The sequence below is a fragment of the Candidatus Roizmanbacteria bacterium genome (assembly GCA_016700135.1).
GTDB lineage: Bacteria > Patescibacteriota > Microgenomatia > UBA1406 > GWC2-37-13 > UBA1450.
On sequence record CP065004.1, the window covers coordinates 241843 to 267943 of the forward strand.

Here is a 26101-nt window from a genome sequence, read left to right on the forward strand (position 1 = left end):
AGATCGGAACGTATTTATAAGTTCATTCTCAAACTTTATCCCCGCCAATACCGCGAAGAATTCGGAAAGGAGATGCAGTTTGTATTTTCTGAAACTCTGAAAGATTCTTACGAACAAAACGGCACACAGGGAATTATCAGTTTTTGGACACGGACGATGAGTGATGCAGTTATCAGTTTGATTACTCAGCATTTACAAAAACAGAAAGGAAAAAAATCTATGAAAACAAAATCAACAAGCATTCTTATGCAAAACAAAATTTTCGGCTGGATTGCACTCGGCACATTAGGAATATTGCTTATTCCATTGATCGGGATGCAGTACAGTTCTGAAGTCGACTGGGGATTATTCGACTTCATTGTCATCGGAGCCCTTCTCATGGGAATGGGAAGTCTGTTTGTGATGACTGCAAGAAAAATCAGAAGTACTAAGAACCGGATCATAGCAGGAATTGTGTTTGTACTAGCTGTTTTCTATATGTGGGCGGAGCTTGCGGTAGGGATATTTACGACACTTGGAAGTTAACTTTCTTTTGAGTGTCGCTGGAGCGGTAAGGATTACCGCTCCAGCTTGTGACGCACAATGCGGAGAGGGCGATCTCCGACGTATCTAGGCATCGTCTACTTTGTGGTAGACGTTCTGCTCGAGCTGCTGGGATTCAATCTTACGAACCGTACCTCCGTTCTCAGAGAAGGTGTACACCGTCACCCACGGGATGGGGATACCCCAAAAGCTGCCCATGGCCGTACCGGTATACGTGATTTCGACTGTGTGCCCAAATCCGTGCGACAACAGGTAGGTTTTACCCTTCTGAAGTTCGCTTGTCCTAACCTTCGGTCCGCGTGCCATCTTGTATTCCTTTCATACGATAGATACTGCACGACTTTGCTTTCGCCCTCTCAACGTGGAGATGAGAGCATTCCGTGCTCTCAAAGCAAAGATAAAGCCGGATCAATAGATATAAATTATCTACTGACCTGACTTTATCTTCACTTGAACGAAAGTGTAGAATCCAGCAAGTTTAAAATGTGCATCGCTGTTTTTCGTAGCAAAAACTCTATAAGTTTTTATATCTACATCAAAACAACAGTTTGCCGTAATTCATCGAGCCATAAAGAGCTTTTCTCTAAGGCATGAATCACAGTACGACATTGTAACAGTAACAAGCTGTAAATTCAATATTATGGGATTCATGAAGAACTAACCGAAGAAATTCACTGGCTGTCACTAATAGACGCTATTAGAACCTATTTTATCACTTCTTCAACTAAACCTGCTACATATTCTATGGTATGAATATGATCAGTTTTCCATTTTTTCCAAACAGAGGAGCCCCAATCCTGGACTAATTTTTTATGTTCAGACGGATTATTTGCTTTTAAAACATCTGTCACATTGAGGGTTTCTTTGAAGCTAGGGGGAGTAATCCAGTGATAGTGTTTATCAATTTCTTTATTTTCTGCGGCTCTCTTGATAATATCTCGAAGAATTTTGTCTTTAAATCCTTTTTCAAAAATATAGTAAAGACTGATAAGATGAATATTAACTGATCGAACTGCTTTTCTATTATTCTCATCCCCTGGATGCGTGACAGCATAAGAATCAACAACAATTCGATGAATAAGCGGATCGAAGTATTCTGCCAAGTAGTCTTTTGCAAGTATTTCACCATATAATTTCCAGCAACCCGAAAGGGAGAGTATGTAGGGGTGAGTCGGCCCTTTTATGTCCGGAACTCTTGCAGTACAGGAAAAACAGATTGTAGTTTTCATATATTTATAGTAACTAGTTAAGTTGTCACTGGTGGACGCTATTAGAACATATTTCATCAATTCAAATGTACTTTTTCAACCAATTCACCAGAGTATAAAATAGAAATCTGAAATGATATCATTTAGATGAATTTTACTATTTTATTGAAAAAAAATGAATAAAATAATACAAAAACTAGCACAAGGCGACATGAGAACGATTGGTAGATCGCAAGAAGTTGTCGAAGAAGTACTCAATGATAATTCATTATTTCATGAACTTTTTGAAGGACTATCTGATTCAAATCCAGCGGTAAGAATGAGGGCTGCAGATGCTTTAGAAAAAGTGACTGCTCAAAAACCTGAATTACTTAAACCATACAAAAGTAAGCTGGTTGAAATATCCAAGGAAGCAACACAACAAGAAGTTCAGTGGCATATCGCACAAATGCTTGGATTATTAAAATTAGAAGATAACGAAGCTGTCGTAGTGTATGAGATATTAAACGATTATTATCAAACCACCAAAAGTAATATTGTTAAGGTAATGTCACTTGAAGCTATGTGTCATATTGCTCAATCTGATGAAGCTTTGAAGGAGAATGTTGAAAAGATTTTGATAGATGCAATCAAGCATAGCTCGCCATCAGTTACAGCCAGAGCAAAGAAGCTGAAAAGAAAATATTATAAGCTGATTTAGCTGGGGGACATGGATTCGAACCATGATAAACAGATCCAAAGTCTGTTGTCCTACCATTAGACGATCCCCCATTGCGTAGTTATTTACTTAGTCTTCTTTTAAGATAAGCTCTTCCAAATCCTGTCTTTAACTGCTTCTCTCGTTCAATCGCTCCTTTTTTCGACCTACATGCTTCATAGTACACCACTACCCACGGAACATACCTCTTCGTAGAAGTAACATTTTTATTATTATGTTCTTCTATTCTATGTACAAGGTCCGTTGTCCAACCGATGTACAATGTACCGTTAATGGTACTCTCTAGTACGTATGTGTAATAAAACATATTCTACCATTAGACCTGCCCGCAATGCTTCGCCTAGCGATGCAGGCGGACGATCCCCCATGGAGATGCTCTATTTTACCAAAAACTCCCTCAATTGACGAGCAAAACGGCTATAATATGCGATTAGGCATGAACAGCAATGAAATTTTATACGGTACACGCGAGGATCTTGGCCTTGATTTTGTTGATACTATTGCACGAACTGAAAGAACCGGTGTTTTCAAAGATCCGGTATGTACGCTAGCTGAATCTCTTTGGGTTGCCTATTTGAAAGAACTTCAAACAGTTGAAAATCGCTACAAACCGGATTTGCTTGCTGTCACGTCTTCCCATTTTTCAAGCGGATACAAAGCAACAGGAATTCGAAAATCTATTGCATACGGAGAAACTACGATCCTCGTCCTGAGCGGTGAATTTGCGGGCTTTCTTGCTAAACCTCACCGAATTGATATCGAAAACATATACGGTCCGACAGCAATAATCAGAAGACCGCTTCTTGCAGTAACCGGAACATTTGATCCGATCCGCCGCGCTGCTTGTCGGGAATACACTTACGAAGGCCAGCTCATGGTACTTGACGGTATTCTTGATAATCTGACACGACTTGGTGTCCCGTTTGACGAAAATACAATGATCAGCAATATCGACTATTTTTCTTCATTGATGCCTATTCCTCCTTTCCCCGATATTGAGCGTTAAAATGCCGTAATTTGAAAATTTATGATAGAATTGGGCTATGAAAGAAGGCATCGTACTCCTTTTGGGGAGACCAAATGTAGGAAAATCAACATTTGTAAATAACATCATCGGACAAAAGGTGGCAATTACATCACCGAAGCCGCAAACCACACGATTCCCTATCCAGGGATTGTTTGAGGATGAACGGGGTAAAATCATATTTACCGATACGCCGGGTATTTTTGACAAAGCAAAAGATACCATGGCCAAAAAAATAAACGAACAGACATATGGCGCAATCAACAAAGAGGCTGATGTCGTCCTTTATTTTGTTGATCCCACAAGACGCCGCGACTTTGAAGAGGCAAAAGTGCTGGGAATTGCCCGCAAAATGAAAGCCCCGGTCATACTGGTCATCAATAAGTCAGATGAAAGACAAAAATATCTTCCTCAGTACAAATTTCTTGAAGAAGAATTTGCTGAAGTAGTGCATATTTCCGCTCTGAAAAGCCATAACTTTGACCAGCTTCTTGAATTGATTTACAATCATCTGCCGGAAGCGGGAGATCAACCGCTCCTTTCCGAGGAACGGGTGTATCCGCTTCTCAATATGGACAGTAAAGCTTTCATAGGAGAGCTTATCCGGGAAAAAGTATTTTTGATGATGGGTGAAGAAATACCCTATTCTACTACGGCAATTGTCGATGACATCAAAGAACGTGATAACGGAATGCTTTACATCAAAGCCCGTATCTTGACCACAAATGAACGGCATAAAAAAATGATCATAGGAAAGGGAGCACGGAAAATCAAGGACCTCGGAAGCTATGCCCGGAAGGAAATCGCACTGGCTACATCCAAAAAAGTCTATCTTGATCTGACTGTCGAAACCGATCCCCATTGGCAGGAAGTATTGTATTCTTCCTAAGAGATAGAGCTTTGTAGTATCTTCCTCAGGGTATTTTTGATATAATTACGACTACGTTTACTGGTGGCTGTAGCTCAGTTGGTAGAGCACCTGCCTGTGGAGCAGGTTGTCGCGGGTTCGATCCCCGTCAGTCACCCCACGTTTCCGACTGTTCCCCATGTTTTCACTTCGGGACTACCGGACTTCCATCCTGGGTTACAATTACACTATGAATGAACTGCAGTTTTCAATACAGATACACGCTCCGAAAGAAAAGGTTTGGGAGACCCTGTGGCAGGATAAAACGTTTCGCTTATGGGCAGACCTCATTGATCCCGGGACATACATGAAGGGAGACATGAAAGAAGGTAACGAAATTCAGTTTATATCATCCGAAAACGGATATGGCGTCACAAGTTTGGTTGAAAAGGTTGTCATCGGAGAGTATTTATTGCTCAGACACAGTGCGGATACACAGGAAAAAGGGAAACGGGAGCGTGAAAAAGAATGGACCGGAGGTAAAGAGTGCTATACACTTGACGAAAAAGACGGCATTACGAATCTAACCGTTTCATTTGATGTTCCTCCTGATCTGGAAACGTATTTCAAAGTCAATTATCCAAAAGCAATGGAACGCATCAAAGAAATGGCGGAAAGAAAAAAGTAACATGTATCAATAAAACTTCTTCTCTCACTTCTCTTACTTAAGATTTACTTCTTTATAAAAATCGCGGCTTATTATTCTTCTGGATCATAGTCACATTATTTTTACATTATGCAATCACCAATAACCAAATATAGTTATCTGTGGGTTACCCTATTTCTTTTCCTTATCAGTATAACCGGTCATTGGTTATTTGCATGGAATGCATATGTAAACGAACAGAGTAGTGAAAGAAAACCGGTGGAGGTAAGCGATTATCTAATCGAAGTCTCACGTGATACTCTTGAGAACTGGCAATCAGAATTTCTGCAGTTGATCTGGCAAGTGGCCGGTCTTTCATTTTTGTATTTTGTCGGTTCCCCTCAATCAAAAGAAGGAGACGATCGAAAAGAGGAGAAGCTGGATCTTATTCTAAAGAAAATTGACCCGAAGAATGCGGATAAAGAACTGGCACAGCTTACCCGTAAATATCCTAAAAAATGATATCGAAATCATTGACAAGACAATCCGCCATACATATAATAGTCATACAAAGCGTTTGAGTCCGGTCTCCCGCCGGACAAGCTGCATGCGACTACAAGCATGACGGAAGCTTTACCGTATCGACTATAAGACGAACAGCCACAGGCTGAAAACAAAGCACCCGGTGTCATTCGATGGAGCCGGGAAGGGAGCTCAGAATAGCAATATTCTGGGGAAAGCAAGGTGGTAACACGATAATTAGAAACCTCGTCCTTGCTCACCTGCATGGTGGGTAGTGACGAGGTTTTTTTATGGAACAATTACGATCCGCCGAACGGGAACGATTTATCTCAAAACGTGTTGTTGTGAAAATCGGAAGCAGCACCATTACGGGAGGACTGGAGAGCCCGGACAAAGAATTTATTGAGAATATCGCCTCACAGATTTCTGTACTCAAAAACGAAGGTCTTGATATTTATGTTGTAAGCTCCGGAGCCGTCGCATGCGGAAGATCTTTTGTCCAGGATTATGATGCCGGCAATCTTGCACACCGACAGATTGCAGCGGCAATTGGGCAGCCTTTACTCATGAGCTACTGGGCTCAGGGACTTTCTTCACGGAATCTCGTGCCTGCACAAATTCTCGTCACCGATCAGACTCTCAGACAGGCACACCAACTTCTCAGGCAGATGCAGCCTCATCAGGTACCGATTATCAACGCAAATGATGCGGTATCAGACTTTGAAATGCGCCAGTGGATGCAGATCTCAGGAGATAATGATGTTCTGGCGGGACAGGTAGCTCTTGAAACCGGCTGTGATACCGTGTATCTTCTTACGGACGTTTCAGGAGTCCTCGACAATCAGGGGCAACTTATATCTGCAATTGATTTGCAGTATCCGCTACCAAGAATTGAGTTTAACGGAACATCCAAGACCGGTACAGGAGGTATGGCTTCAAAACATAATGTAGCATTGAACCTTGCCCAACAGAATATCCGTACAATAATCGGAAACGGAAGAGAACCGAATTTGGTTATCAATGGTTCAAAAGGACTGACGGTAGGAACAACTTACTTGCCGTATCTTCACGAATGAATTCCTAATTTTTGCAAAAAGGCATCAAGAAAAACCTGTAGGGCAGCCTGTTCATTTTCCTGCTGGAAAAAATTCATAATCTCGGTATGATCATATCCTGACTCACCGTAATTCGTGATTCGAAGAACAGGGCGACTGTTTGCCATAAAGTCACGATAGATAAGATCTGCAACTTCTCCGTTTTGAGCATGAGGTGTATCTTTGATATAGCGATAGTACTCAACAACTGCTTGAACAGAACGCCAGAATGAGGGTACAGAAACAGGTTTATGCTCATTCCCGGGATATTCACGAGTGACCAAAGAACGTTCAATAATCAGTGCTTTGTGCGCGATATCAGCATATACCGGCCCGCCGACACCGGCTTTCATATTTTCATCAATTTCATATGCCAAATAATGATCTCCGGCAAATTCAGAAGGAGCATGCTCCGCAAGCGGGCGGTTGCCTCTATATCCCATTTTGACAATTTTTCCTTCAAGACCTTCGTACCGTTTTCTTCCTGAGAATAAATTAAGTTCAAGGAAATGATTGTCCTGTCCTGTATCGGGGATCACACCGAGCATATGTTGCTCAAATGGAAGACCGAGCCAGTATGTCCCGCTATTTCTGAACATGTCCATGCCCAGATACTGTTCTTCAAGCTTGATCAGCCCACCGTTTATGGGATGATAGCCACTATAAAAAGCTCCCCAAGGATCTTCTCCCCCTGACCAGCTGCCGTCCTGCATGTAGCGGATAGTGCCGTCAGACTGGCGGACTTTTCTGTAATAGGATTGTCCCTGCTCCATGTAGTAATATGGCCATTCCTGACGTTTTCGAATCCCATCCAGATGAACTGTAGAGCAAACCGTATCCATCATGGGTGAACTGAGTTTCATATCATCCCCACCACCTGATGTTTTGTAGGTATCCACATCGAAATGAATCCGCTTGTCTTTGAGGTATTCCGGAAGTGCATCAGTGTTTACTGTGGTCATCTGGGAGGAGTACTTGAAATTGTCAGGGGCGCGAAGCTCCACTTTTCTCACACCGGCCATTGGGACATTTAAGCTAAAAAATCTCTTTGAGGAATTACCGTACGCTGCAGTCTGAAAATAGACATTGGCATGATTGATCCGGCCTGATTCCATCATGAAAAAATCTGCGGCCGGAAATTCCTGTACTTCACCGTCATCAAATTCCAGAACTACCGTACTTGCTCCAAGCTGATATTCTTCTCCTCCCTCAACGATACAACCAAATGAGGAAGCAGTTCTGCCAGCTTCAACCGTCTGAACAAATTTGCCATTCCGGTCTTTCTTTTCAGTATGTTTCCCGACTTCTTCAACACCTTTGTGCGCTTCCAACATATCTGCAAACAGCTGAGAATAGTCCTGATTGTGACGCGCTTGTTCTGCAAGGTTACTCAACGTGCTGAATAGTTCACTGGATGTCGTGACTGCTTCGATTTCAGAAACACTCCGCTCAGACATTTGAAAGTTGTACCAAAAATGTCTGTTATCCGTAAAAAAATTGTCGGATAAAAATATTTCCATCCCTTGAGATGAAATAAAAGGTATATTCGCAATAAAGGATTGTGCATCCTGAGCATTTTCAGGCGGATCAATATACGGCCTTGGAGCTGATATTGCGGTCTGATTTTTGAAAAATTCACGAAGCGGAATTTCAGTCATTTCTCCGTCAGCAGTTCTGATGAAGAATGAAAAACCGGCAGGAAATTCGGTTTCCTGCGGATACATGGTAAACTGCATCGAGGTAATTTCACATCCTCCCGGCATCCCTGCGACTTTTCGCATCACCTTTTTTTTACCGTTTACTACTATCTCCTCAGGCAAAACTTCCTGTACCTTGCCTTCCGAATCCAGATAATAATGCGGTTTATTCGCCCCCACTGCGGTTGCTGCATTGAGTACCTCTACCGCTTGAGCAGACTGAACTTCTCCCTGCATAGCACTTGCAACTGCAACTTTCGGAATACCACCGGTATTATCCCAGTTGCGCACTCCGACAACTTGAGCTCTCTGACTGGAAAAAAGTCTTCGACGCGGTGTCGGACACAAAAAAGGGTATAAACTTTCCGCAGCCATTGAGAAGTCATGAACAGCCTCAACTGGTGGGATTATTTCCAGATCTCCGGGTCTACCGTTTTTTGTAACCCATGGTAAATAAACCGGATTTTCTAAAGGGGGAACAGGCGGAATGGTACCGTTTGCGCCTTGAGCTAAACCACTGGCAAATACCTGATCTCCCGGTACTCCATTTGCCCAAAGATAGAGACCTCCTGCACCTAAGCCGGCTGCTGTTAAAAATTGTCTTCGACTAAGGCCTTGTCTGTTTTCCGGATTATTTTGTGACATAGAAAATACGTACTATAACGATGGCATATTGTACCTCATAATATAAGAATTACACACTTAAAATACATACGAAATACATCTATTCTTGCACTTTTGAAAATGATATAGTAATTTTTATAGTTAAATCATTTGACATTTCATACGTTTTACGTTTAGATTGAAAGGACATGAAACAGTATTTTGTATACATCATTCAATGCAAAGACAACTCTTTTTATGTCGGTATTACGACTGATTTAAACCGCCGGATCAGACAGCACAACGGAATTATCAGCGGAGGTGCAAAATATACCCGGATGAAGAAACCGGTCATACTTCGTTATTATGAAGTCTCTACAGACAGAAGCAAAGCACTAAAACGGGAATACTATATCAGAAACCTCTCACATGCTGAGAAATCAAAACTGTGTGACAACTTTACATGTATAAATCGCTAAGCGATTATGAGATGTGCGGTTGTAAAAAGGCTTCCTGCAGCGGAAGGGAAAAGGAGAATGTTGATCCTTCACCTTTCTTGCTGGTTGCCCATATTTTTCCGCCGTGTCGGTTGATTATCTCACGGGAAATATACAAGCCGATTCCCAATCCCGAGAAGCTGTTTGAAGATGATTCCACCCGATAAAAGCGATTAAAAAGATTTTTTTGATCTTTCTTAGAAATCCCGATGCCTTCATCGGTAATGCTGACCACCACAGAGTTACCTTCTTTTTTCACCTGCACCTCTACTTTATTTCCGTTTGGAGAGTATTTAATCGCATTGGTAATAAGATTGGTAAGTACCTGTTCCAGACGGTTACGGTCAATACGAAGGACTTCATTGATGCGTCCGTGATATACAATCGAATGTCTTGAACTGAAATGCCTGATGCTTTCGATACTTTCTTCAATAAATGCGTCAAAATCAACTGCTTCATAGTTCATGACCAGTTTCCCAGCCTGAATTTTTGACACATCCAGAAGCTCAACAATCAGGCTGTTAAGGCGTTCTACGTATGTGTTCGTTTTTTTGAGATAGGTATGCAGACGCTGGTCTCCCATTTGCTGGATAATACGTTCAAGAATCTGTGTATACCCTTTAATACTGGTAAGAGGAGTACGGAGTTCATGCGATGCGATACTCATAAACTCATCTTTTTTCCTCTCGAGTTCTTTGCGTGCCGTGATGTCAAGCGCGAAGGCAAGCACTTCTTCCGTTTCGCGATTCAGCATAACAGCCCCTACAATCGCAGAAACCCGACCGCCGTCTTTCTTAAAATATTCTTTTTCATAAGGGTAAGCAATTCCCGTTTGCGATACTTCTTCGAAAGCACGAAGGTCAGCTCTCTCATACTCAGCAGGGGTGATATCTTCCCAGCGAATCGTCCTCTTTTCGAACTCCTTACGGGTATATCCGAGCATATTGAGGAATGCATCATTGGCATTTACGATACTGCCGTTCATCCGCTCATACATCACGCCGATGATATTGGCATCATGCAGTGCTTTAAACTGTGATTGTGCCTTGCGAAGCTCACCCTCTGTCTCATTTCGTTGTATCGCAAGAGAAATAATATTGGCAATCGATTGGAGATAATCAATATCCTCCCGCGTAAAGATCCTTTTTGTTTTCGTATGAACGCTTAAAACACCGTAAGTACCTTCATTTCTGCACAAAATCACACTCATTCCGCTTATGATCTTATGTTGGGTCAACATATTCGGACCGGTTACTCTTTTTTCGGTGCGCAGGTCATCCACAATTACCGGTTTTTTTGATTTCAGTGCATATGCTGCCTGCGAGTGAGAATCTTTTTCTATAATAGTGTTGTGAGTAATCGTCTTTTTATTCCAACCGAAGCCGGCACGAAGCATCATGCACTTGTTATCAGGCATCAGTTCGAGCACTTTGGCAGCATCGATTTGAAGCACTTCCCGTAACTGATCAACGGACAGCTGAAAGAGTTGGTAGATGTCATTTTCTGACAGCGCTTTACGACTGAGTTCGGAGATAGACAGTTGCCGGGACAATCGGGATCTGAGCATCTCCTCCGTTTTTATTCGTTGGGTAATATCTCTCATGGCACCGATCAGCTTTTGGGCTTTACCTTGAGAATTTCTGATAATGCAGGCAGTATCAGATACCCAGACTTCGGAATTGTCATCCAACAGAAAACGATACACCCCATGCCATTTCATTTTGTGTTTTGACTGTATTGCCCGGCGGATATCCTTTACGATCCGCTTCCGGTCATCGGGATGAATACGGTTTTCCCACCAATCCACTTGAGGTATATCCTTCTTGCGGAAAGAGGAAAATACCTCAGAGGAACCAACGGATTTTTTCATGGTATGGGTTTTGAGATCCCATTCCCACAGTAGATCCGAAGTTAATTTTGCAATTTTTTTGTACGAATCACATTCGATTCCGCGTTTGTCGGATGAAGACTGAGACATATAAGTGTAAGACTTCAATTGAAACAACCTATTCCCTACATTTAATCCAATAATATCGCATAAACGTAAAGATTATGTAAAAACATACAAGCATGATTTTAACCGGAGTTATTTCTGATCTTCCTTTTATAAACTGCTTTTACAATACGATTATTCATATGAAGAAGCTGACTATTATCATCAATCCGTCGTCCGGCCAGCCGCTTCCCGTCATTCCGCAAATCTCTGATTTTGCAGAGCAAAACCGTTTTTCCTGGGAAATACTCACCACGCGTAAGCAGGGTGACGCGTCCCTATTTGCAAAGCAGGCTTTGGAAAAAAGGGCTGATGTCGTACTTGTGTACGGAGGTGACGGAACCGTGATGGAAGTTGCCGAATCATTGATGAACACAGAGACTCCTTTGTATATAATCCCTGGCGGAACGGCCAACATCCTGGCAAAAGAACTGCAGATTCCGCTGATGACAGAACAGGCGCTCAAGCTCCTGACAAATCCTGAAACAAACATAAAACGAATTGATATGGGAACGGTAAACAAAAAGCCGTTTATCCTCCGGGTAAATTCCGGCGTGCTTGCCGATATGATCATTGAGGCAGATCCAAATGCAAAAGTGAGCTTCGGACAGCTTGCTTATAGTTTCAGCGCCGTGCAGCAATTTGCAAATACTCAATCGATACAGTACTCTATCACAATTGACGGGGAAACCGAAAGATTACAGGGAATCACGCTTACCATAGCCAACAGCGGCAATATCGGCTTTAGCGGAGTATCTTTCACGCCGGATATCAAAGTGGATGACGGTTTGCTCGATATACTCGTTCTCCGAGAGAATACCATCGGATCACTCGCCGGAGTCATCACGGGAGCGGTCATCAACAGGACAATTCATGAACAACTTGCTCATTGGAGGGTCAAAAAAGCAACGATATCCATGCACCCCGGGCAATCGGTTCTTCGGGATGATGTTATGCTGAAGGAAACGACACTCGAAATTGAAACTGTTCCTTCAGCGATAAGTATCGCCACACCGTTATAATTATCGGATCATTTATGAGACATGTTCGGAGTATCATCCTCTTTTTCCTGACTACTTTCGCCCGCTACACGGATCACCTGCACAGGGTGCTTTTCGGACTTCCTCAGATGGCAAGAAGTGAGATTACTCCTCAACTGTACTTGGGAGGTCAATACTCAAAACACGGATACCGGAAACTGCAGCAGATCGGCATTACGGCAATAGTGAATATGAGGGAAACACCGGCTTTGATATATCAGGATCTTCCTAAGCTTCGGATACTGCATTTGCCCACGAAGGATATGAATGAACCGACTATCACAGATCTCATAAACGGTATTCAGTTTATCCGGCAGGAACTTGATCAAGGAGGAAAAGTGTATATCCACTGTCGGTTAGGTGAAGGACGCGGTCCGACCATGATGATTGCCTATCTGATGAGTACGGGACTGACTCCTGAGGATGCTTTCCGGCTTGTACAGAATGTCCGTCCGTTTATCAGACCGACAGCCTTGCAAATGGCTCAGCTTGCCAAACTCAATGAGATGATCATAACAAACTCGTTATCCGCCTGATTGTCTCATCCCGACCGAGAAGTTCCATGGATTCATTTAAAGGAGGTGATACTTTTTTCCCTGACATGGCAACACGAAGCATCATAAAGAATTTCCCGAACGGAATTTCTTCCTTTGTAGCCAAGTCCTGCATCTCCTGACCGATGACGTCTGCTTTCCAGTCAGAAATTGGCGACAATGTTTTAAGTACTTTTGAAAGAATTTCTTTTTTATCCGTCAAATCGACCTCATACTCAGTCGGTTTCTCAAATAAAAATGCCGCCAGTGACCAGTAATCTTTGAGAGTTTTCATACGTTCTTTCACAAGCGGAACGGACGCCGCAACAATTTCCTCAGGAAATTGTTTATCAGCATAAAACGACAGGATTTTTTCTTTTAGTTCATTGTCACTGAGCTTCATAATATATTGACCGTTCATCCAGGTAAGTTTTTTGATATCAAAGACAGGCCCCACAGGCTGAACACGTTCAAGAGTAAACACCTTCATAAATTCATCCGCTGAGAATATTTCTTTTTCTTCTGGATGCGACCAACCCATCAGTGAAAGATAATTAAGAACGGCCTCGGGCAAAAAACCTTCCGCCAGATACCAAGAAGCCCAAACCGGATTCTTGCGTTTTGAAAGCTTTGATTTATCCGGATTTCTCAAAATCGGCAGATGAGCAAAAACAGGAAGTTCCCATCCGAACGACTGATAAAGCAGTACATGTTTCGGAGTCGATGAAATCCATTCCTCCGCACGGATCACATGACTGATTTCCATGAGATGATCATCGATTACAACGGCCATGTGATATGTCGGGAATCCGTCTGATTTCATCAGAACCTGATCATCAATATTGTTTGTATTGATCTTCACTTCACCCCGTATAGCATCCTGAAAGACGACTTCTGTATTCTCCGGCACATTTAACCGTACGACATAATCGCTGCCGCCTTCAATTTCTTTTTTGACTTCATCCTGTCTTGAGAGGCAATATTTATCATACTTGGGGATCTGTTTTTTCTCCTGCATGCCTTTTCTTACTTCTTCGAGACGTTCTTTTGAACAGGTGCAGTAATATGCTTTCTCTTTTGCAATGAGTTCTTCTGAATATTTTTTATATATCTCCAGACGTTCCGATTGACGATACGGACCGAAATCACCGCCCGCTTCAACTCCTTCATCATTCACGATTCCGAATGCTTTCAGGGAACTGTGAATTTTTTCTTCGGCTCCTTCCACATATCGAGTACGGTCCGTATCTTCGATTCGGACAATAAATTTACCGTTGTTTTGTTTGGCAAAGATGTAGTTTATATATGCCGTGTAAAGATTTCCTATATGAATATCTTCTCCTGTTGGTGATGGTGCGATGCGGGTTCTTATCATTTGGTATATTATACAATGCTTTATAATACTTACTATGATCAAAGAAACCGACTTTACCTACTGTCCGAAGTGTGCAACAAAGTTTAACCCCATCAAGGGAAATGCTTTGATTTGTCCCAACTGTGATCTCCATTATTACATCAATCCCAAACCGGCTAATGCACTCCTTCTTGAAAATGAGAAAGGGGAAATTCTTCTTGTAGTACGCGCCTATGATCCGAAAAAAGGAATGCTTGATGTCCCGGGCGGTTTTGTCGAAGTCGGAGAATCTCTTGAAGAATCCTTGACCCGTGAACTGCAAGAAGAGCTTGGTGTAGAACTGCATGATTTTACGTATGTGGCTTCCTGCCCTGATGAATACGAACACGGGGGCGTAAGCAGCAGATCTCTCGGGATATTATTTAAAGCCACCATTCCCGAAGGCACTGAACTTCATCCTGCAGATGATGTCGAAAGCTACCAATGGTTCCGTACAGATTCGATACCGTATGAAAGTATTGCATTTGAAGGAATCAGGTCACTGCTGAAAAAGCTGTACTCTTAAGAAGTCTCCCTGCTCCGTTTGACCAGTCTGTAAAGTCCGTATCCTCCGAAAATTATTGGAAACAGAAGGATATTTGTATATTTATAAACTTCCTGCACGCTTTTTGGTAATACCGGCAGAGAATAAATGCTCAGTGACCGTCTGCTTATACCGCTCAATGCACCACCTGATGCATAATCGGAAAGAATATTGAGTACGAATTCAAGATTTTGTGTTTCACGGGAAAGATACTGGTTGTAAATAAACCGGGAAGAACCGATCACCATCGTTTTTGCTTTACTCTCAGCTGTCGTCTCGGCGGCAAGTGTGAATGTTCCAAGTTCCTCCTCAGTCGGTTCAGGAATTTCCTGAGGATTCGTGGAAAAAGTGCCCTGCTGTATCCAGGATTGTGCTGATGTCTCAACAATCTTTCGTACGGAATATCCTTTTATATCAACAGTCTCAAGTGACGATACCCAGGGAAATGTGAGTCCGGCCACTCCGGAAAAATAACTGACATCAGTATTAAATGCATCAGTCTGGAGCCACATCGGATAAGGAATGAGAAGCGAATATCCTCCGCCTCCCAGGTTTACCATCTCCGCACGCCCTGACAGGACAAGATTCTGTTGTACAGCTATTCCCTTCGCAGCAAGCAATGATTGTAGTTTCGCTTCTCCGGTCGCGACCTCCAATGTGCTGTCATCAACAACGACTCCGTTGGTGAAAACGACGGTGTTCCCTTTTTTGGAATATTCATTTATCGCTGCCACTTCCTCGTCGGAAAATTCCCTAGCGGGTGAATCAAATACCATAAGAGTTTTTGTTGATGGGTCAACCTGAAGTGTGGCCGCTTCTTCTTCAGTTGCTTCTTCCGTCTCTTGCGGCGGTGCAACAGGGAGGATTGAGAAGAATCGTCCGGCTATCTGCTTAAATACACCGAGCTCATCCTGCTGAGGAATCATGCTGTTGTCTGAACCGATCGTCGCGATCTGCGGCAGTTGTTCGTTGGTGAGGCGATATATTGCTGATGTGAGATTGTACTCGAGATTTTCAACATCCAGAGCCTGACTGACCACTTCCTGATTATCCTGGTATTTGACAATGATCCCGAAATAAATCTCGGTCACTGAGACTTCACTCTGCTGCTGTTCTCTGATCGGAATACCGGCAATACCTGACTGCTGTAGTGTCGTGACGGTATCCTGATCTTCAGCCGGATTGAACTCCGATATTTGCACAACGACATTTCCTGCCCGTTCATACTCGCGTAGTAAATCGATAACTTCACGCGTGAGAGGCTGAAGACGCGCCGGAATATTGTCCGAAGCATAGAGTGTCACCGTGACCTGATTATCAAGTTTTCTCACGATTTCACGGGTGGAATCGGAAAGAGTGTAGGCATTTCCTTTTGAGAAATCCGCTCTAAATGAGATATATGAAAACAGAAAGTTCAGAATGAGGAAAACGAGTATGGAAGCTGCAACCACAAAACTTTTTTTGAACCGATACAACCCGAATCGCTGAACGAAGTTCAGCTGTTTCATCGGAATGCGAAAAGGCAGCTTTTTGAATGGTGATGCAAATTTTTTCATGGTCTTCGTTCAAGATCGACAACTGTCAAAAATAAAAAGAGTGATGTAAAGCTGATAAAGTAAAACAACGCTCTGATATCGATAACTCCTTTGGAAAAACCGGAAAGCTGAACCACCGGACTGAGATAATTCAATCCCGATTCAAGTACAGGAGGAATAATACTGGTTGCAAAATCAGTTGAAAAAATGATCAGGAAAAAGATAGTCACAATTGAAGCCAAAAATGCAACAATCTGATTTTTAGTGAAAGCGGAGAAAAAGAGGGAGATAGCAATAAATGCCGCTGCCACAAACAGTTCTCCGATATATCCCACAAAAACCTCAGGAAGATGTATCCTCCCTCCTACCTGACCTGTCAACACATACATTGATATCGGAAGAGCCAATGTAAGCAACAGACCAATTGCTGTCAGCATCCATGCTGCAAAAAATTTTGAAAGAACAATCTGCGTTTCTGACACGGGTAGACTCATAAGCACTTCCATCGTGCTTGTCCGCTTCTCTTCTGCAATCATTCTCATGACCAGTGCGGGAACAAATACCATCAGAAGCCACGGCAAAACATCAAAAAAGGGTCTCATTGATGCAGATCCCGTTACAAAAATGTCTTTGACAAACATGAAGTTGGCAAACACTGCAAACAGGATTATCACGATATATCCCAACGGATTATTCAGATAAAATGCCAGTTCTTTTTTTAGTAATGCTTTCATTCTTTTGAAACCAACTTTTTAAATAATTTTTCTACTCCGCCTGCACGTTTCGGTTTATCACCGTCATACACAACTTCTCCTTTCGAAATAATGACAAGCCTTGTGGCAATATCCTCAACTTCCGAAAGAATATGTGTCGAGAATATGATGATTTTATTTTTTGCTGTCTTTTTGATCAGGTTTTTAATTTTTTCCTGCTCGATCGGATCAAGGCCAGAGGTCGGTTCGTCAAGAATGAGAATATGAGGGTCGCCAATCAAAGCTGCTGCCAGCCCGACACGCTGCCTGTATCCTCTTGACAGCTCATCAATTTTCGCCATTGCTTTCTCCGTAATAGCAACATTCGTGATGACTTCTTCAACTTTTTTTGGATCAATTATCCCTTTCACTTCAGCAACAAAGGTAAGGTATTCTCTCACTTTCATATCACCGTACAAAGGATTATTTTCGGGGAGATATCCGATATCCGGCAAAATATCCATGCGGTTAGTGAGAGGATCAAGCTTATTCACTCTGACTGTTCCCGTATTCGGACGGATGAGACCGAGAATCAGTTTCATCGTTGTAGTTTTTCCGGCACCGTTTGGGCCTAAAAATCCGATAATTTCACCTTTCTGTGCGGTGAACGTCACATCTTCAACTGCCTGGGTGTGTCCGTATTTTTTTGAAACTTCAGTAAGTGTAATCATCGTTTTTTTGAACTTGTGCGCTTAACAATTTAACTCTTATATCCGCTTGATGTCAAGTAAATCCGGTCTTTTTTCTTTAGTTTGCTGATATGCCTGACGAATCCGCCATTTCCTGACCTCCTGATGGTTGCCGCTTGTGAGCACTTCCGGCACGCCTTCACCTTCAAACATCTCCGGTCTGGTGTAGTGCGGATACTCCACAAGCTGCACTTTGTGAATATTATTTTTTTTCAAAAGCCCAAGCACTTCATCTTCTCCGCATACTTCAATAAGGTCATCGACCGGCATCTGGAAAAAACTTTCTTCTTTGGTAGCATCGGATTTTTTCAGTACACCGGGAAGGAGCCGGACAACGGCATCGACGATAGCAGCGGCCGGAATTTCACCCCCGGTCAGGACGAAATCGCCGAGTGACACTTCCTCATCAATATGTTTCATCACACGTTCATCGAATCCTTCATAATGACCAGCGATAATAACTATGTGTTTTTCTTTTGTCAGCTCTTCCGCTTTTCTCTCCGTAAACGGTTTTCCTTTCGCGGAAGTCAAAAATACTTTCTTTTTAGTTTTCCCTTTTGTCACTTTTTTCAAGGCCTCTACGAGTACATCAGGACGAATGACCATCCCGGCACCTCCTCCATACGGTCGGTCATCAACCGTCCCGTATGAATCAATTGCGAATGTCCGCAAATCAACTATTTCAATTTCGACGATCCCTTTATCCTGTGCTTTTTTTATAATACTTTCATTGAAGAAGCCCTGAATCATATTGGGAAATAATGTGATGATGGAGATTTTCATACAGCTATTATAGTACAATAGGACAGTTTAACAACCTAAAAATGAAACAACTCCTTTTATTTATTCTGAGGCTCTACAAGAAAACCTCCTTCGTACATAATCATATCTTTCAGACACTCACTATGAGCAAAAACGTCTGCCGGTATACCCCTACCTGCTCGGTATATTCCTATCATGCAATTGATAAATACGGTGCGTTAAAAGGATCATGGCTTGCTATCAAAAGAATTATCCGCTGTAATCCCTGGTCAAAAGGTGGCTATGACCCGGTACCGTAAGCTTACGCAGCTTTCATATATCTCCAATATAGTAACAGTATGAGAACGTTCAACAAATCAAAAGAAGAACTCAAGAAGGAGCTTGACCCTGACGTCTATCATATCACACAGGAAAAAGGAACCGAACCGCCTTTCACAGGGAAATATGATCACCACTTTGAGAAAGGGACTTATTATTGTACAGTTTGCGGTACGGATCTTTTTACCTCAGACACCAAATATGACTCAGGATGCGGATGGCCGGCATTCTATGAACCGGTCTCAACGGATTCACTTGAATATCATGAAGATACCAGTTTCGGCATGAAACGGACGGAAGTCACCTGCGGCAACTGTGGCGCACATCTTGGGCATGTATTCCCGGACGGCCCCAAGGACAAGACGGGAGAGAGATACTGTATCAACTCAGCCTCGCTGAATTTCAAACGTAGAAATGACGAAAAATAAGAGATATCATACAATTATGAAATACAGTTTATTTATACTAGTACTTCTTTTAATTTTTGTTCTTCTATCGACAATCTACAATCATCGGCGTACAAGGACAGATACTCAGGCAGAATCCAATGTCACAACTATTCAAACCGATAAAGCAACAATACTTAAGCTCAAAGATAACGGCGGCCGCGTATCATGGTACAAAGGCGACAGTCACAACCTTATTGCCTATGATGCAATCGTAAGTAAACTCAACAGGAATACGGAGGTGTACACTTTTGATCCTGCCGCTCAAAAAACACTGTGTGTTACGTGCACGAGTGATATCCCTAAAGGTTTTACGGGACAGGCTGAATGGCACCCTGACGGAGAATATATTATCCTTCAGGCAGAGAATGAGAATTCCGATCATGGTGTATTTAATCATTCCGCTTGGGGAGTGAATAATGATCTCTGGATCATAAAGAAAGACGGAACCGAGGCCAAAAAAATCTATGATACTCCCCCCGGAAATGCAGTCCTCCATCCTCATTTCAACGATACGGGAACCAAACTTATTTTTGCCGAACGTGTTCCGACAGGAAAGCAAATTACGGGAGGAAAACTTGCCGGTACGCCTGGAGGTGAAAATCAATGGGACGGTTGGCAAATCCATATTGCAGATGTAGATCTTAATTCTTCAGAGACTCTGTCACAGCATACCAGTTTATTCCAAAATTCAACAGGTGTATATGAAACCCACGGATTTCACAATGATCAGATTATTTTTACTCATACACCGCTCGGACGCGCATATATGGATGATATCTATATGTCCGATATAAACGGAAAAAATATAATAAAGCTCACCGACAATCCTGACACCTGGGATGAGCACGGACATTTTTCACCTGCTGATGAAACGCTTATGGCATACATGTCCAGTGCGCCTTTTGAAAATTGGAACGGGAGAAAGGGTGATAAAGCCCAAACACTACGGACTGAACTGTTTATCAAAAACGTCATTACAAACAAAGCAGAACAAATCACGAATCTCAATGAAAAACTCGATAAAGAAGTCGTCATTTCTGATTTTGACTGGAATAAAGACGGGACGCAAATAGTGTTGCAGGTGGCAGAAATAAAGGGCGGCGCAGTGCCTGAATTGTGGTTACTGACTTTTGACGAATAACTATGACCCCAAAAATCATACTCGGAATGGGATGCTTCTGGTGCACCGAAGCAATCTATCAACAGCTCAAAGGTATAACAAAAGTCACTTCTGGCTACGCCGGCGGCCAAAAAGTAAACCCAACCTATGAGCAGGTCTGCACCGGAGAGACGGGACATGCCGAAGTCAGTCAGATCGAATTTAATCCCGAAGAAATTTCTCTTGAAAACATACTGTATGTATTTTGGAGAATGCACGATCCGACAACGAGAAACCGTCAGGGAGCTGATGTCGGCAGTCAATACCGATCAATTATCCTCTACTCATCTGATGAACAAAAACAGATTGCGGAAAAGTCAATGAAAGAAGCCCAATCTCTCTATCCTGATCAAATTGTTACGGAAATCAAACCCCTTGAAACATTTTATCCCGCAGAACAATATCACCAAAATTACTACAAAGACAATCGTGAGTATCCGTATTGCAGATACGTCATTGATCCGAAGATAGAAAAGCTGAAGAAGATACAATCAACTAGATAAAAAAAGCCGAATAGGTGGCTTAGCGAAGACGGAATCTGGGAGGCATCATTTACCCAGGTACTTGCAATTTTAGAACTCTCTTTTTATAATAAATTAGCAGACAACGATATTAATTGCTAATTATCAGTATGCAAATGAACTATCAGCCTCCTCAGGAGGAAAAGGACCCGTTGAAAACATATACCATAAACTTTACCGACCGCGCCAAACAGGGAAAACTTGATCCCGTCATCGGACGTGATACAGAAATCAGACGGGTCATCCAAATACTGTCACGAAGAACTAAAAATAATCCCGTGCTTTTGGGAGATCCCGGTGTGGGAAAAACGGCGATTATTGAAGGTCTTGCTCAACGGATCGTTGACGGCGACGTTCCCGATACTCTTAAGAATAAAGAAGTTCTTTCCCTTGATCTTGCCGGACTTTTGGCAGGAGCTGCGTATCGCGGTGAATTTGAACAACGCCTCAAAGATCTGATAAAAAAAATAACAGAATCGGAGGGAAAATATATTTTATTTATCGACGAACTGCATACCTTAGTCGGAGCAGGAGGCGCTCAAGGCGCTGTCGATGCTTCAAATATGCTAAAGCCTGCACTTGCACGCGGAGAGCTCCGGGCAATCGGTGCCACAACATTAAAAGAATACCGGCAGTATATTGAAAAAGATCAGGCTCTCGAAAGACGGTTTCAGCCTGTCTTTATCGAAGAGCCCACCAAAGAAGATTCACTGGCGATTCTTCGCGGTATTAAAGAAAAATATGAAGTGCATCACGGCATAAAAATCAGTGATGATGCTCTGATTGCAGCCGTTGACCTCTCAACCCGATATATCTCTGATCGTTTTCTCCCTGATAAAGCAATCGATCTTATTGATGAAGCTTCAGCTGCCGCAAAAATTGAAGTTGAGTCAATGCCGACTGAGCTTGATGAAATCAGACGGCGTATCATGCAGCTTGATATAGAACTTGCCGCTCTGAAACGGGAAAAAGGGATTGAGACACGGAAGGAAAAACTGCAAAAAGAACGGGAAGAACTGCAGAAAAAATTTGAAGGTCTGAAGAGTAAATGGGAAAAACAGAAGGAGCTCATCTCAAACCTTCAGAAAAGCCGGGTAGCTCTCGATCACGCCCGTGCCGAACTTGAACGGGCACAACGTGAAGTCAATCTGGAAAAAGCGGCAGAACTTCAATACGGGAAAATTCCGGAAGCTGAAAAGAAAATCAAAGAACTGGAAGAGCAGTGGAAACAAATACCGGCTGAAGAAAGACTTTTGCAGGAACAGGTCACCGAAGAAGACATTGCTCAGATTGTTTCACGATGGACCAAGATCCCTGTCACCCGCCTTCTTGCCAGTGAGTCGCAAAAACTGGCACATCTGGAAGATGAACTGAAAAAACAAGTTGTAGGACAGGATGAGGCACTGCACAAAGTTGCCAATGCCATCAGGCGTTCGAGAGCAGGACTAAAGGAAGAAAATAAACCGATCGGGTCGTTCTTATTCTTAGGACCCACCGGTGTCGGAAAGACTGAGACTGCACGAGCCATAGCGGAAGCCCTTTTTAATGATAAAAATGCCATGATCCGTATCGACATGAGTGAATATCAGGAAGCACACACGGTAGCAAGGCTCATCGGTGCCCCTCCCGGATATGTAGGATATGAAGAGGGCGGACAACTGACCGAGGCTATCAGACGGAAGCCGTACTCTGTCGTCCTGTTTGACGAGGTGGAAAAAGCTCATCCGCAGATCTTCAATGCATTTCTGCAGATACTGGATGACGGGCGTCTCACTGACGGTAAGGGCCGTGTCGTCAGTTTTAAAAATACGATCATTATTCTGACATCAAATATCGGAAGTGACCTCTATACAGACGGTCAGAAAAAGGAAAAAAGAGATGCCCAGATCCTTGACCGGGTGAAAGCACATTTCAAACCGGAATTTATTAACCGTCTTGATTCCATCGTCATTTTCAACGCACTCGATGAAAAGATGATGGAAAAAATCGTAGACATCCAGTTCCGTGACGTTGAAAAACGGCTTGCCGACCAGAACCTCCAACTTGAAGTCACGGAGAAACTGAAAAACCATTTGCAGATGATCGGTTTTGACCCGGTCTACGGTGCCCGTCCTCTGAAACGGGTTATCAACGAAGTTCTGGTTGATGAAATTGCTTTGCAGATTATAGAGGGAAAAATCAAACCGGGTGACAAAATTCTTGCAGACTATAAAGCAAACAAAGTAGACATTTCAGTCGCTAAACCGAACTGATCATAGCCAGTCATTCATCAAAAACATTATCACCAGGCCGAGTGAGATGAGAGCCGTGATGATCATTATGCCCAAGAAAGCCGAGGGTGACTGCTGATACGGCAGCTGGACATTCATCCCGTACACACTTGCAATGATTGTCGGAATTGTCAAAATGACGGTGATCGAGGTAAAGAAACGGATCACACGGTTTGTATTGTGAGTCATGATTGTGGAAGAAGCATCCCGTATGTTGACGATACTTCTCAGGTTCTCTTTTGAGAGCTGAATAAGTTGTTCATTATTCAGGAATAAATCCTCCAAAAGATCCCGGTCTTCTTCATATAGCTTCAGCATGTTGTGAGACATCAAACTGTTCAGAACGGCATTCGTACGGACAAGTGCCAGATGGAAATCATTCAATACCCGTTCGTACCTCACAAAGAGTGCAATGTCTTTATTGCTGATCCTTTCAAGTTCATATGAACTGGTCCTCGTCTCGCGGCTGATACTGTGAAGGTATGAATTGTATGAAGTGTTGATCAGTGAAAAAAGTTGCAGAAACAGTTTCGTTTTTTGTGTAGTAAAAAATATATTTCTCGTCAAAAACATCTCCATCAAGGGGAATTTTTCCTTGGTGACCGTCACGACATGAGATTCCTGAATGACAAATAAAATCGGCGACGTGGAGATCTGATCATTCCGTCTAAATGGGTACCGGCTGAAGATGTAGATCACTCCGTCCTCAATTTCCGTACGGGGGACCTCGTATTCATCGGTTGCATCTTTCAGAAGACTCTCGTCGAGTTTGTGTTTTTCAACAAGATACTTCAAATCTTCATCGGTCGGAGCCTCGACATGGATCCATGAACCGATCCGGTATTTATCCAATTCCTGGATTTGCTTGTCACGCAGATTCCGGTAGTAAATACTAATCATAGTTTCGGTATAAACTCAAATTTGTGTTTACTTAAGTCTACTCTTTCTCCGATAAAAGTAATACCTTCTTTTTCAAGCCGTGTCCGATGTACTGAAGGTCCGCCCGCTCCGTAGTTCGGGGCCAAAGATCCGTCTTTCATTACCACGCGGTGACAGGGTACTTTCGGCCAGTCAGGATTACGGTGCAGGATCTGACCGATCGCACGATAGGATTTGGAGCCTACCGCATGGCCGATGTCACCGTATGTGGTGACGTATCCTGCCGGAACTTGCGAAACGAATTGATAGACTTTTTCTGTTAGGGTCATATGGTCTGCAAAAAGTCGAAGCATATGAATTGTGAAGTTTTTTCACGCTGCCGAAAGAGAGTACGTGATGACTACATTACACGTGCGGCTTGAAAAAGTTCAACAATTTATATGCGAGACTTTTATTTAATTGTTTTAGTAATTATCGGCAATCTCTTTTGCCAACGTTCCGATCTCTTCTTTTGTCATTTCTACAACCGGCGTAAATTTGATGCCGTGTATTTCTCCGTGATGTTGAGGAAGAATATGAATATGAGCGTGTGGTACCGCCTCACCCATCGTGATAAAGCTAATATAGTCGGATCCGACTGCCTGCTGTATCTTCATTCCGATCTTTTTGGCCGTTTGCCAATAGCCGGCGAAATCAGGAACATCATACACCCATCGGTAATGTTCTTTCGGGATGACCAGAACATGCCCTTTTACTCGGGGGAAAACGTCCATAAAAGCCAGATAGGATTCATCTTCATACACCTTGTAAGACGGTATCTCCCCCTGTACGATTTTGCAAAAAATACAGTCTTCCATATAAGTCCCCATCATACTATACTGGACATATATTGACAATCTCTATGAGATCTGTATGATAGTGTATGAGCATCCTCATTATTAATTTATTCAATTACTTCTATGAATATCAGAATCCCGGCCGATGTACCGGAATCAGCAAAAGAAGCATTCGCCAACAATTATAAAACCATGACTCATGAGACGGGGCGTCTCATGCTTTTTGCTGGTGATCAGAAAATCGAACATCTCAATGATGATTTTTACGGAGAAGGTATTCCTCCTGAGGACAACAATCCTGAACATCTTTTCAAAATCGCCAGCCAGGCAAAAATCGGAGTATTTGCCGTACAACTCGGTCTTGCCGCCCGTTACGGTCATGATTATCCCGATCTTCCATATCTCATCAAAGTAAACTCAAAAACGCATCTCGTTAAGACAAATCAATCAGATCCGATCAGCTCTGCTTTATATGATATTGAGCAAATTGTCGAATTCAAGAAAAACAGCGGACTGAATATTCTCGGAATCGGATACACTATTTACCTCGGAAGCGATTATGAAGGCCAAATGCTGACCGAAGCAGCTCAGGCAATTTATGAAGCACATCAGCACGGACTTCTTTCTGTCATCTGGTGCTATCCGCGAGGGAAAGCGGTCCCCGATGAAACCGATCCGCATCTTATTGCCGGTGCTGCAGGAACAGTCGGATGTCTCGGCGCTGACTTTGTCAAAGTCAATGCTCCGAAAAAAGACGGCAAATCTGATCCGGCATTGTTGAAAGAAGCAACTGTTGCAGCCGGACGCACACAGGTTGTCTGCGCAGGAGGATCATCAAAGGGCGCAGAAGATTTCCTCAAGCAGCTGCATGATCAGATTCATATCGGCGGTACATCAGGAAATGCAACGGGACGTAATATTCACCAGAAGCCTCTTGATGAAGCCGTCAGATTTACCAATGCCATCTACGCGATTACCGTCGAAGATAAAAGCGTAGAAGAAGCCATGAAAATTTATAAAGGCTAATCG

Annotated in this window: 30 protein-coding genes and 2 tRNA genes; 18 read left to right on the top strand and 14 right to left on the bottom strand. The window is 42.8% G+C overall.

The annotated features are described in order from the left end of the window. Positions 1-246: 246 nt before the first annotated feature. Complete coding sequence (locus IPM65_01375) at positions 247-525, top strand: hypothetical protein (GenBank protein QQS44708.1); 279 nt, start codon at positions 247-249, stop codon at positions 523-525. A gap of 84 nt (positions 526-609) precedes the next feature. On the opposite strand, the gene IPM65_01380 is transcribed toward IPM65_01375, so the two are convergent. After that, the gene (locus IPM65_01380) at positions 610-792 is read right to left on the bottom strand and encodes a hypothetical protein (GenBank protein ID QQS44233.1); all 183 of its coding nucleotides are present in this window, start codon (positions 790-792) and stop codon (positions 610-612) included. A 455-nt stretch (positions 793-1247) separates the two neighbouring features. Continuing rightward, positions 1248-1772 carry a hypothetical protein gene (locus IPM65_01385; GenBank protein ID QQS44234.1) on the bottom strand — a complete coding sequence of 175 codons (525 nt, stop codon included), beginning with the start codon at positions 1770-1772 and terminating at the stop codon, positions 1248-1250. Positions 1773-1926: 154 nt separating this feature from the next. Between IPM65_01385 and IPM65_01390 the strand changes: the two genes are divergently transcribed. Then, entirely contained in the window at positions 1927-2451 is a 525-nt protein-coding gene (locus tag IPM65_01390; protein QQS44235.1) for a hypothetical protein, read from the top strand. On the opposite strand, the gene IPM65_01395 is transcribed toward IPM65_01390, so the two are convergent. Both IPM65_01395 and IPM65_01400 read right to left on the bottom strand, forming a co-directional pair. After that, positions 2452-2522 (bottom strand) — tRNA-Gln (locus tag IPM65_01395). An 8-nt stretch (positions 2523-2530) separates the two neighbouring features. Beyond that, complete coding sequence (locus tag IPM65_01400; protein ID QQS44236.1) at positions 2531-2776, bottom strand: GIY-YIG nuclease family protein; 246 nt, start codon at positions 2774-2776, stop codon at positions 2531-2533. 129 nt (positions 2777-2905) lie between these two features. Here IPM65_01400 and IPM65_01405 point away from each other — a divergent pair, with 129 nt between their 5' ends. The 6 genes from IPM65_01405 to IPM65_01430 all read left to right on the top strand — a co-directional run bounded on the left by IPM65_01405 (position 2906) and on the right by IPM65_01430 (position 6584). After that, positions 2906-3475 (top strand): hypothetical protein, encoded by a 570-nt coding sequence (locus tag IPM65_01405; protein QQS44237.1) that lies wholly within the window; start codon positions 2906-2908, stop codon positions 3473-3475. A 37-nt stretch (positions 3476-3512) separates the two neighbouring features. Next, positions 3513-4382, top strand: coding sequence for a GTPase Era (gene era / locus IPM65_01410; protein QQS44238.1), 870 nt, complete (start codon positions 3513-3515; stop codon positions 4380-4382). A 63-nt stretch (positions 4383-4445) separates the two neighbouring features. Further along, a tRNA-His gene (locus IPM65_01415) sits at positions 4446-4521 on the top strand. A 69-nt stretch (positions 4522-4590) separates the two neighbouring features. Continuing rightward, positions 4591-5028, top strand: coding sequence for a hypothetical protein (locus tag IPM65_01420; protein QQS44239.1), 438 nt, complete (start codon positions 4591-4593; stop codon positions 5026-5028). Positions 5029-5136: 108 nt separating this feature from the next. Then, positions 5137-5508: a hypothetical protein gene (locus tag IPM65_01425; GenBank protein ID QQS44240.1), complete on the top strand. Its 372-nt coding sequence runs from the start codon at positions 5137-5139 to the stop codon at positions 5506-5508. A gap of 290 nt (positions 5509-5798) precedes the next feature. Continuing rightward, positions 5799-6584 (top strand): hypothetical protein, encoded by a 786-nt coding sequence (locus IPM65_01430; GenBank protein QQS44241.1) that lies wholly within the window; start codon positions 5799-5801, stop codon positions 6582-6584. Here the strand turns inward: IPM65_01430 and IPM65_01435 are convergent. After that, a complete protein-coding gene (locus IPM65_01435) occupies positions 6575-8944 on the bottom strand; it encodes a hypothetical protein (protein ID QQS44242.1) in 2370 nt (789 codons plus the stop codon). The genes IPM65_01430 and IPM65_01435 overlap by 10 nt on opposite strands. Positions 8945-9111: 167 nt before the next feature. Here IPM65_01435 and IPM65_01440 point away from each other — a divergent pair, with 167 nt between their 5' ends. Beyond that, a complete protein-coding gene (locus tag IPM65_01440) occupies positions 9112-9381 on the top strand; it encodes a GIY-YIG nuclease family protein (GenBank protein ID QQS44243.1) in 270 nt (89 codons plus the stop codon). A 4-nt stretch (positions 9382-9385) separates the two neighbouring features. On the opposite strand, the gene IPM65_01445 is transcribed toward IPM65_01440, so the two are convergent. Beyond that, positions 9386-11377: a PAS domain-containing protein gene (locus IPM65_01445; GenBank protein ID QQS44244.1), complete on the bottom strand. Its 1992-nt coding sequence runs from the start codon at positions 11375-11377 to the stop codon at positions 9386-9388. Positions 11378-11535: 158 nt separating this feature from the next. Here IPM65_01445 and IPM65_01450 point away from each other — a divergent pair, with 158 nt between their 5' ends. Beyond that, entirely contained in the window at positions 11536-12414 is an 879-nt protein-coding gene (locus tag IPM65_01450) for a YegS/Rv2252/BmrU family lipid kinase (GenBank protein ID QQS44245.1), read from the top strand. A 14-nt stretch (positions 12415-12428) separates the two neighbouring features. Beyond that, positions 12429-12968 carry a dual specificity protein phosphatase family protein gene (locus IPM65_01455; protein QQS44246.1) on the top strand — a complete coding sequence of 180 codons (540 nt, stop codon included), beginning with the start codon at positions 12429-12431 and terminating at the stop codon, positions 12966-12968. On the opposite strand, the gene IPM65_01460 is transcribed toward IPM65_01455, so the two are convergent. Continuing rightward, positions 12943-14340 (bottom strand): glutamate--tRNA ligase, encoded by a 1398-nt coding sequence (locus IPM65_01460; GenBank protein QQS44247.1) that lies wholly within the window; start codon positions 14338-14340, stop codon positions 12943-12945. The genes IPM65_01455 and IPM65_01460 overlap by 26 nt on opposite strands. A gap of 34 nt (positions 14341-14374) precedes the next feature. On the opposite strand from IPM65_01460, the gene IPM65_01465 reads away from it, so the two are divergent. Next, positions 14375-14884: an NUDIX domain-containing protein gene (locus IPM65_01465; protein ID QQS44248.1), complete on the top strand. Its 510-nt coding sequence runs from the start codon at positions 14375-14377 to the stop codon at positions 14882-14884. On the opposite strand, the gene IPM65_01470 is transcribed toward IPM65_01465, so the two are convergent. Genes IPM65_01470 through trmD form a run of 4 tightly spaced genes read right to left on the bottom strand, consistent with a single transcriptional unit; the run spans position 14881 to position 18661 of the window. Further along, positions 14881-16458: a GldG family protein gene (locus tag IPM65_01470; protein ID QQS44249.1), complete on the bottom strand. Its 1578-nt coding sequence runs from the start codon at positions 16456-16458 to the stop codon at positions 14881-14883. The two genes, IPM65_01465 and IPM65_01470, sit on opposite strands and share 4 nt — an antisense overlap. Continuing rightward, the gene (locus IPM65_01475; protein ID QQS44250.1) at positions 16455-17171 is read right to left on the bottom strand and encodes an ABC transporter permease subunit; all 717 of its coding nucleotides are present in this window, start codon (positions 17169-17171) and stop codon (positions 16455-16457) included. The genes IPM65_01470 and IPM65_01475 overlap by 4 nt, the downstream gene beginning before the upstream one ends. Next, positions 17168-17860, bottom strand: a complete 693-nt coding sequence (locus IPM65_01480) for an ATP-binding cassette domain-containing protein (GenBank protein ID QQS44251.1) — start codon at positions 17858-17860, stop codon at positions 17168-17170. Before IPM65_01480 ends, IPM65_01475 begins: the two co-directional genes overlap by 4 nt. A 36-nt stretch (positions 17861-17896) precedes the next feature. Next, positions 17897-18661, bottom strand: coding sequence for a tRNA (guanosine(37)-N1)-methyltransferase TrmD (gene trmD / locus IPM65_01485; GenBank protein ID QQS44252.1), 765 nt, complete (start codon positions 18659-18661; stop codon positions 17897-17899). Between the two features lie 41 nt (positions 18662-18702). On the opposite strand from trmD, the gene yidD reads away from it, so the two are divergent. From yidD to IPM65_01510, 5 genes are all read left to right on the top strand, one after another. Further along, a complete protein-coding gene (gene yidD, locus IPM65_01490) occupies positions 18703-18939 on the top strand; it encodes a membrane protein insertion efficiency factor YidD (protein ID QQS44253.1) in 237 nt (78 codons plus the stop codon). A gap of 39 nt (positions 18940-18978) precedes the next feature. Then, positions 18979-19386: a peptide-methionine (R)-S-oxide reductase MsrB gene (msrB, locus tag IPM65_01495; protein QQS44254.1), complete on the top strand. Its 408-nt coding sequence runs from the start codon at positions 18979-18981 to the stop codon at positions 19384-19386. Between the two features lie 16 nt (positions 19387-19402). Further along, a complete protein-coding gene (locus IPM65_01500) occupies positions 19403-20548 on the top strand; it encodes a hypothetical protein (protein QQS44255.1) in 1146 nt (381 codons plus the stop codon). Positions 20549-20550: 2 nt separating this feature from the next. Next, positions 20551-21069 (top strand): peptide-methionine (S)-S-oxide reductase MsrA, encoded by a 519-nt coding sequence (gene msrA / locus IPM65_01505; GenBank protein QQS44256.1) that lies wholly within the window; start codon positions 20551-20553, stop codon positions 21067-21069. Between the two features lie 128 nt (positions 21070-21197). Further along, complete coding sequence (locus tag IPM65_01510; protein ID QQS44257.1) at positions 21198-23339, top strand: AAA family ATPase; 2142 nt, start codon at positions 21198-21200, stop codon at positions 23337-23339. Here the strand turns inward: IPM65_01510 and IPM65_01515 are convergent, their stop codons facing one another. The 3 genes from IPM65_01515 to IPM65_01525 form a co-directional block, all read right to left on the bottom strand. Then, the gene (locus IPM65_01515) at positions 23340-24257 is read right to left on the bottom strand and encodes a magnesium transporter CorA family protein (GenBank protein ID QQS44258.1); all 918 of its coding nucleotides are present in this window, start codon (positions 24255-24257) and stop codon (positions 23340-23342) included. After that, positions 24254-24565: an MGMT family protein gene (locus tag IPM65_01520; GenBank protein ID QQS44709.1), complete on the bottom strand. Its 312-nt coding sequence runs from the start codon at positions 24563-24565 to the stop codon at positions 24254-24256. Before IPM65_01520 ends, IPM65_01515 begins: the two co-directional genes overlap by 4 nt. Positions 24566-24700: 135 nt before the next feature. After that, on the bottom strand, positions 24701-25108 hold the full coding sequence (locus IPM65_01525) for an HIT domain-containing protein (protein ID QQS44259.1): 408 nt from the start codon (positions 25106-25108) through the stop codon (positions 24701-24703). An 87-nt stretch (positions 25109-25195) separates the two neighbouring features. Here IPM65_01525 and IPM65_01530 point away from each other — a divergent pair, with 87 nt between their 5' ends. After that, the gene (locus IPM65_01530) at positions 25196-26098 is read left to right on the top strand and encodes an aldolase (GenBank protein QQS44260.1); all 903 of its coding nucleotides are present in this window, start codon (positions 25196-25198) and stop codon (positions 26096-26098) included. Positions 26099-26101: the final 3 nt, after the last annotated feature.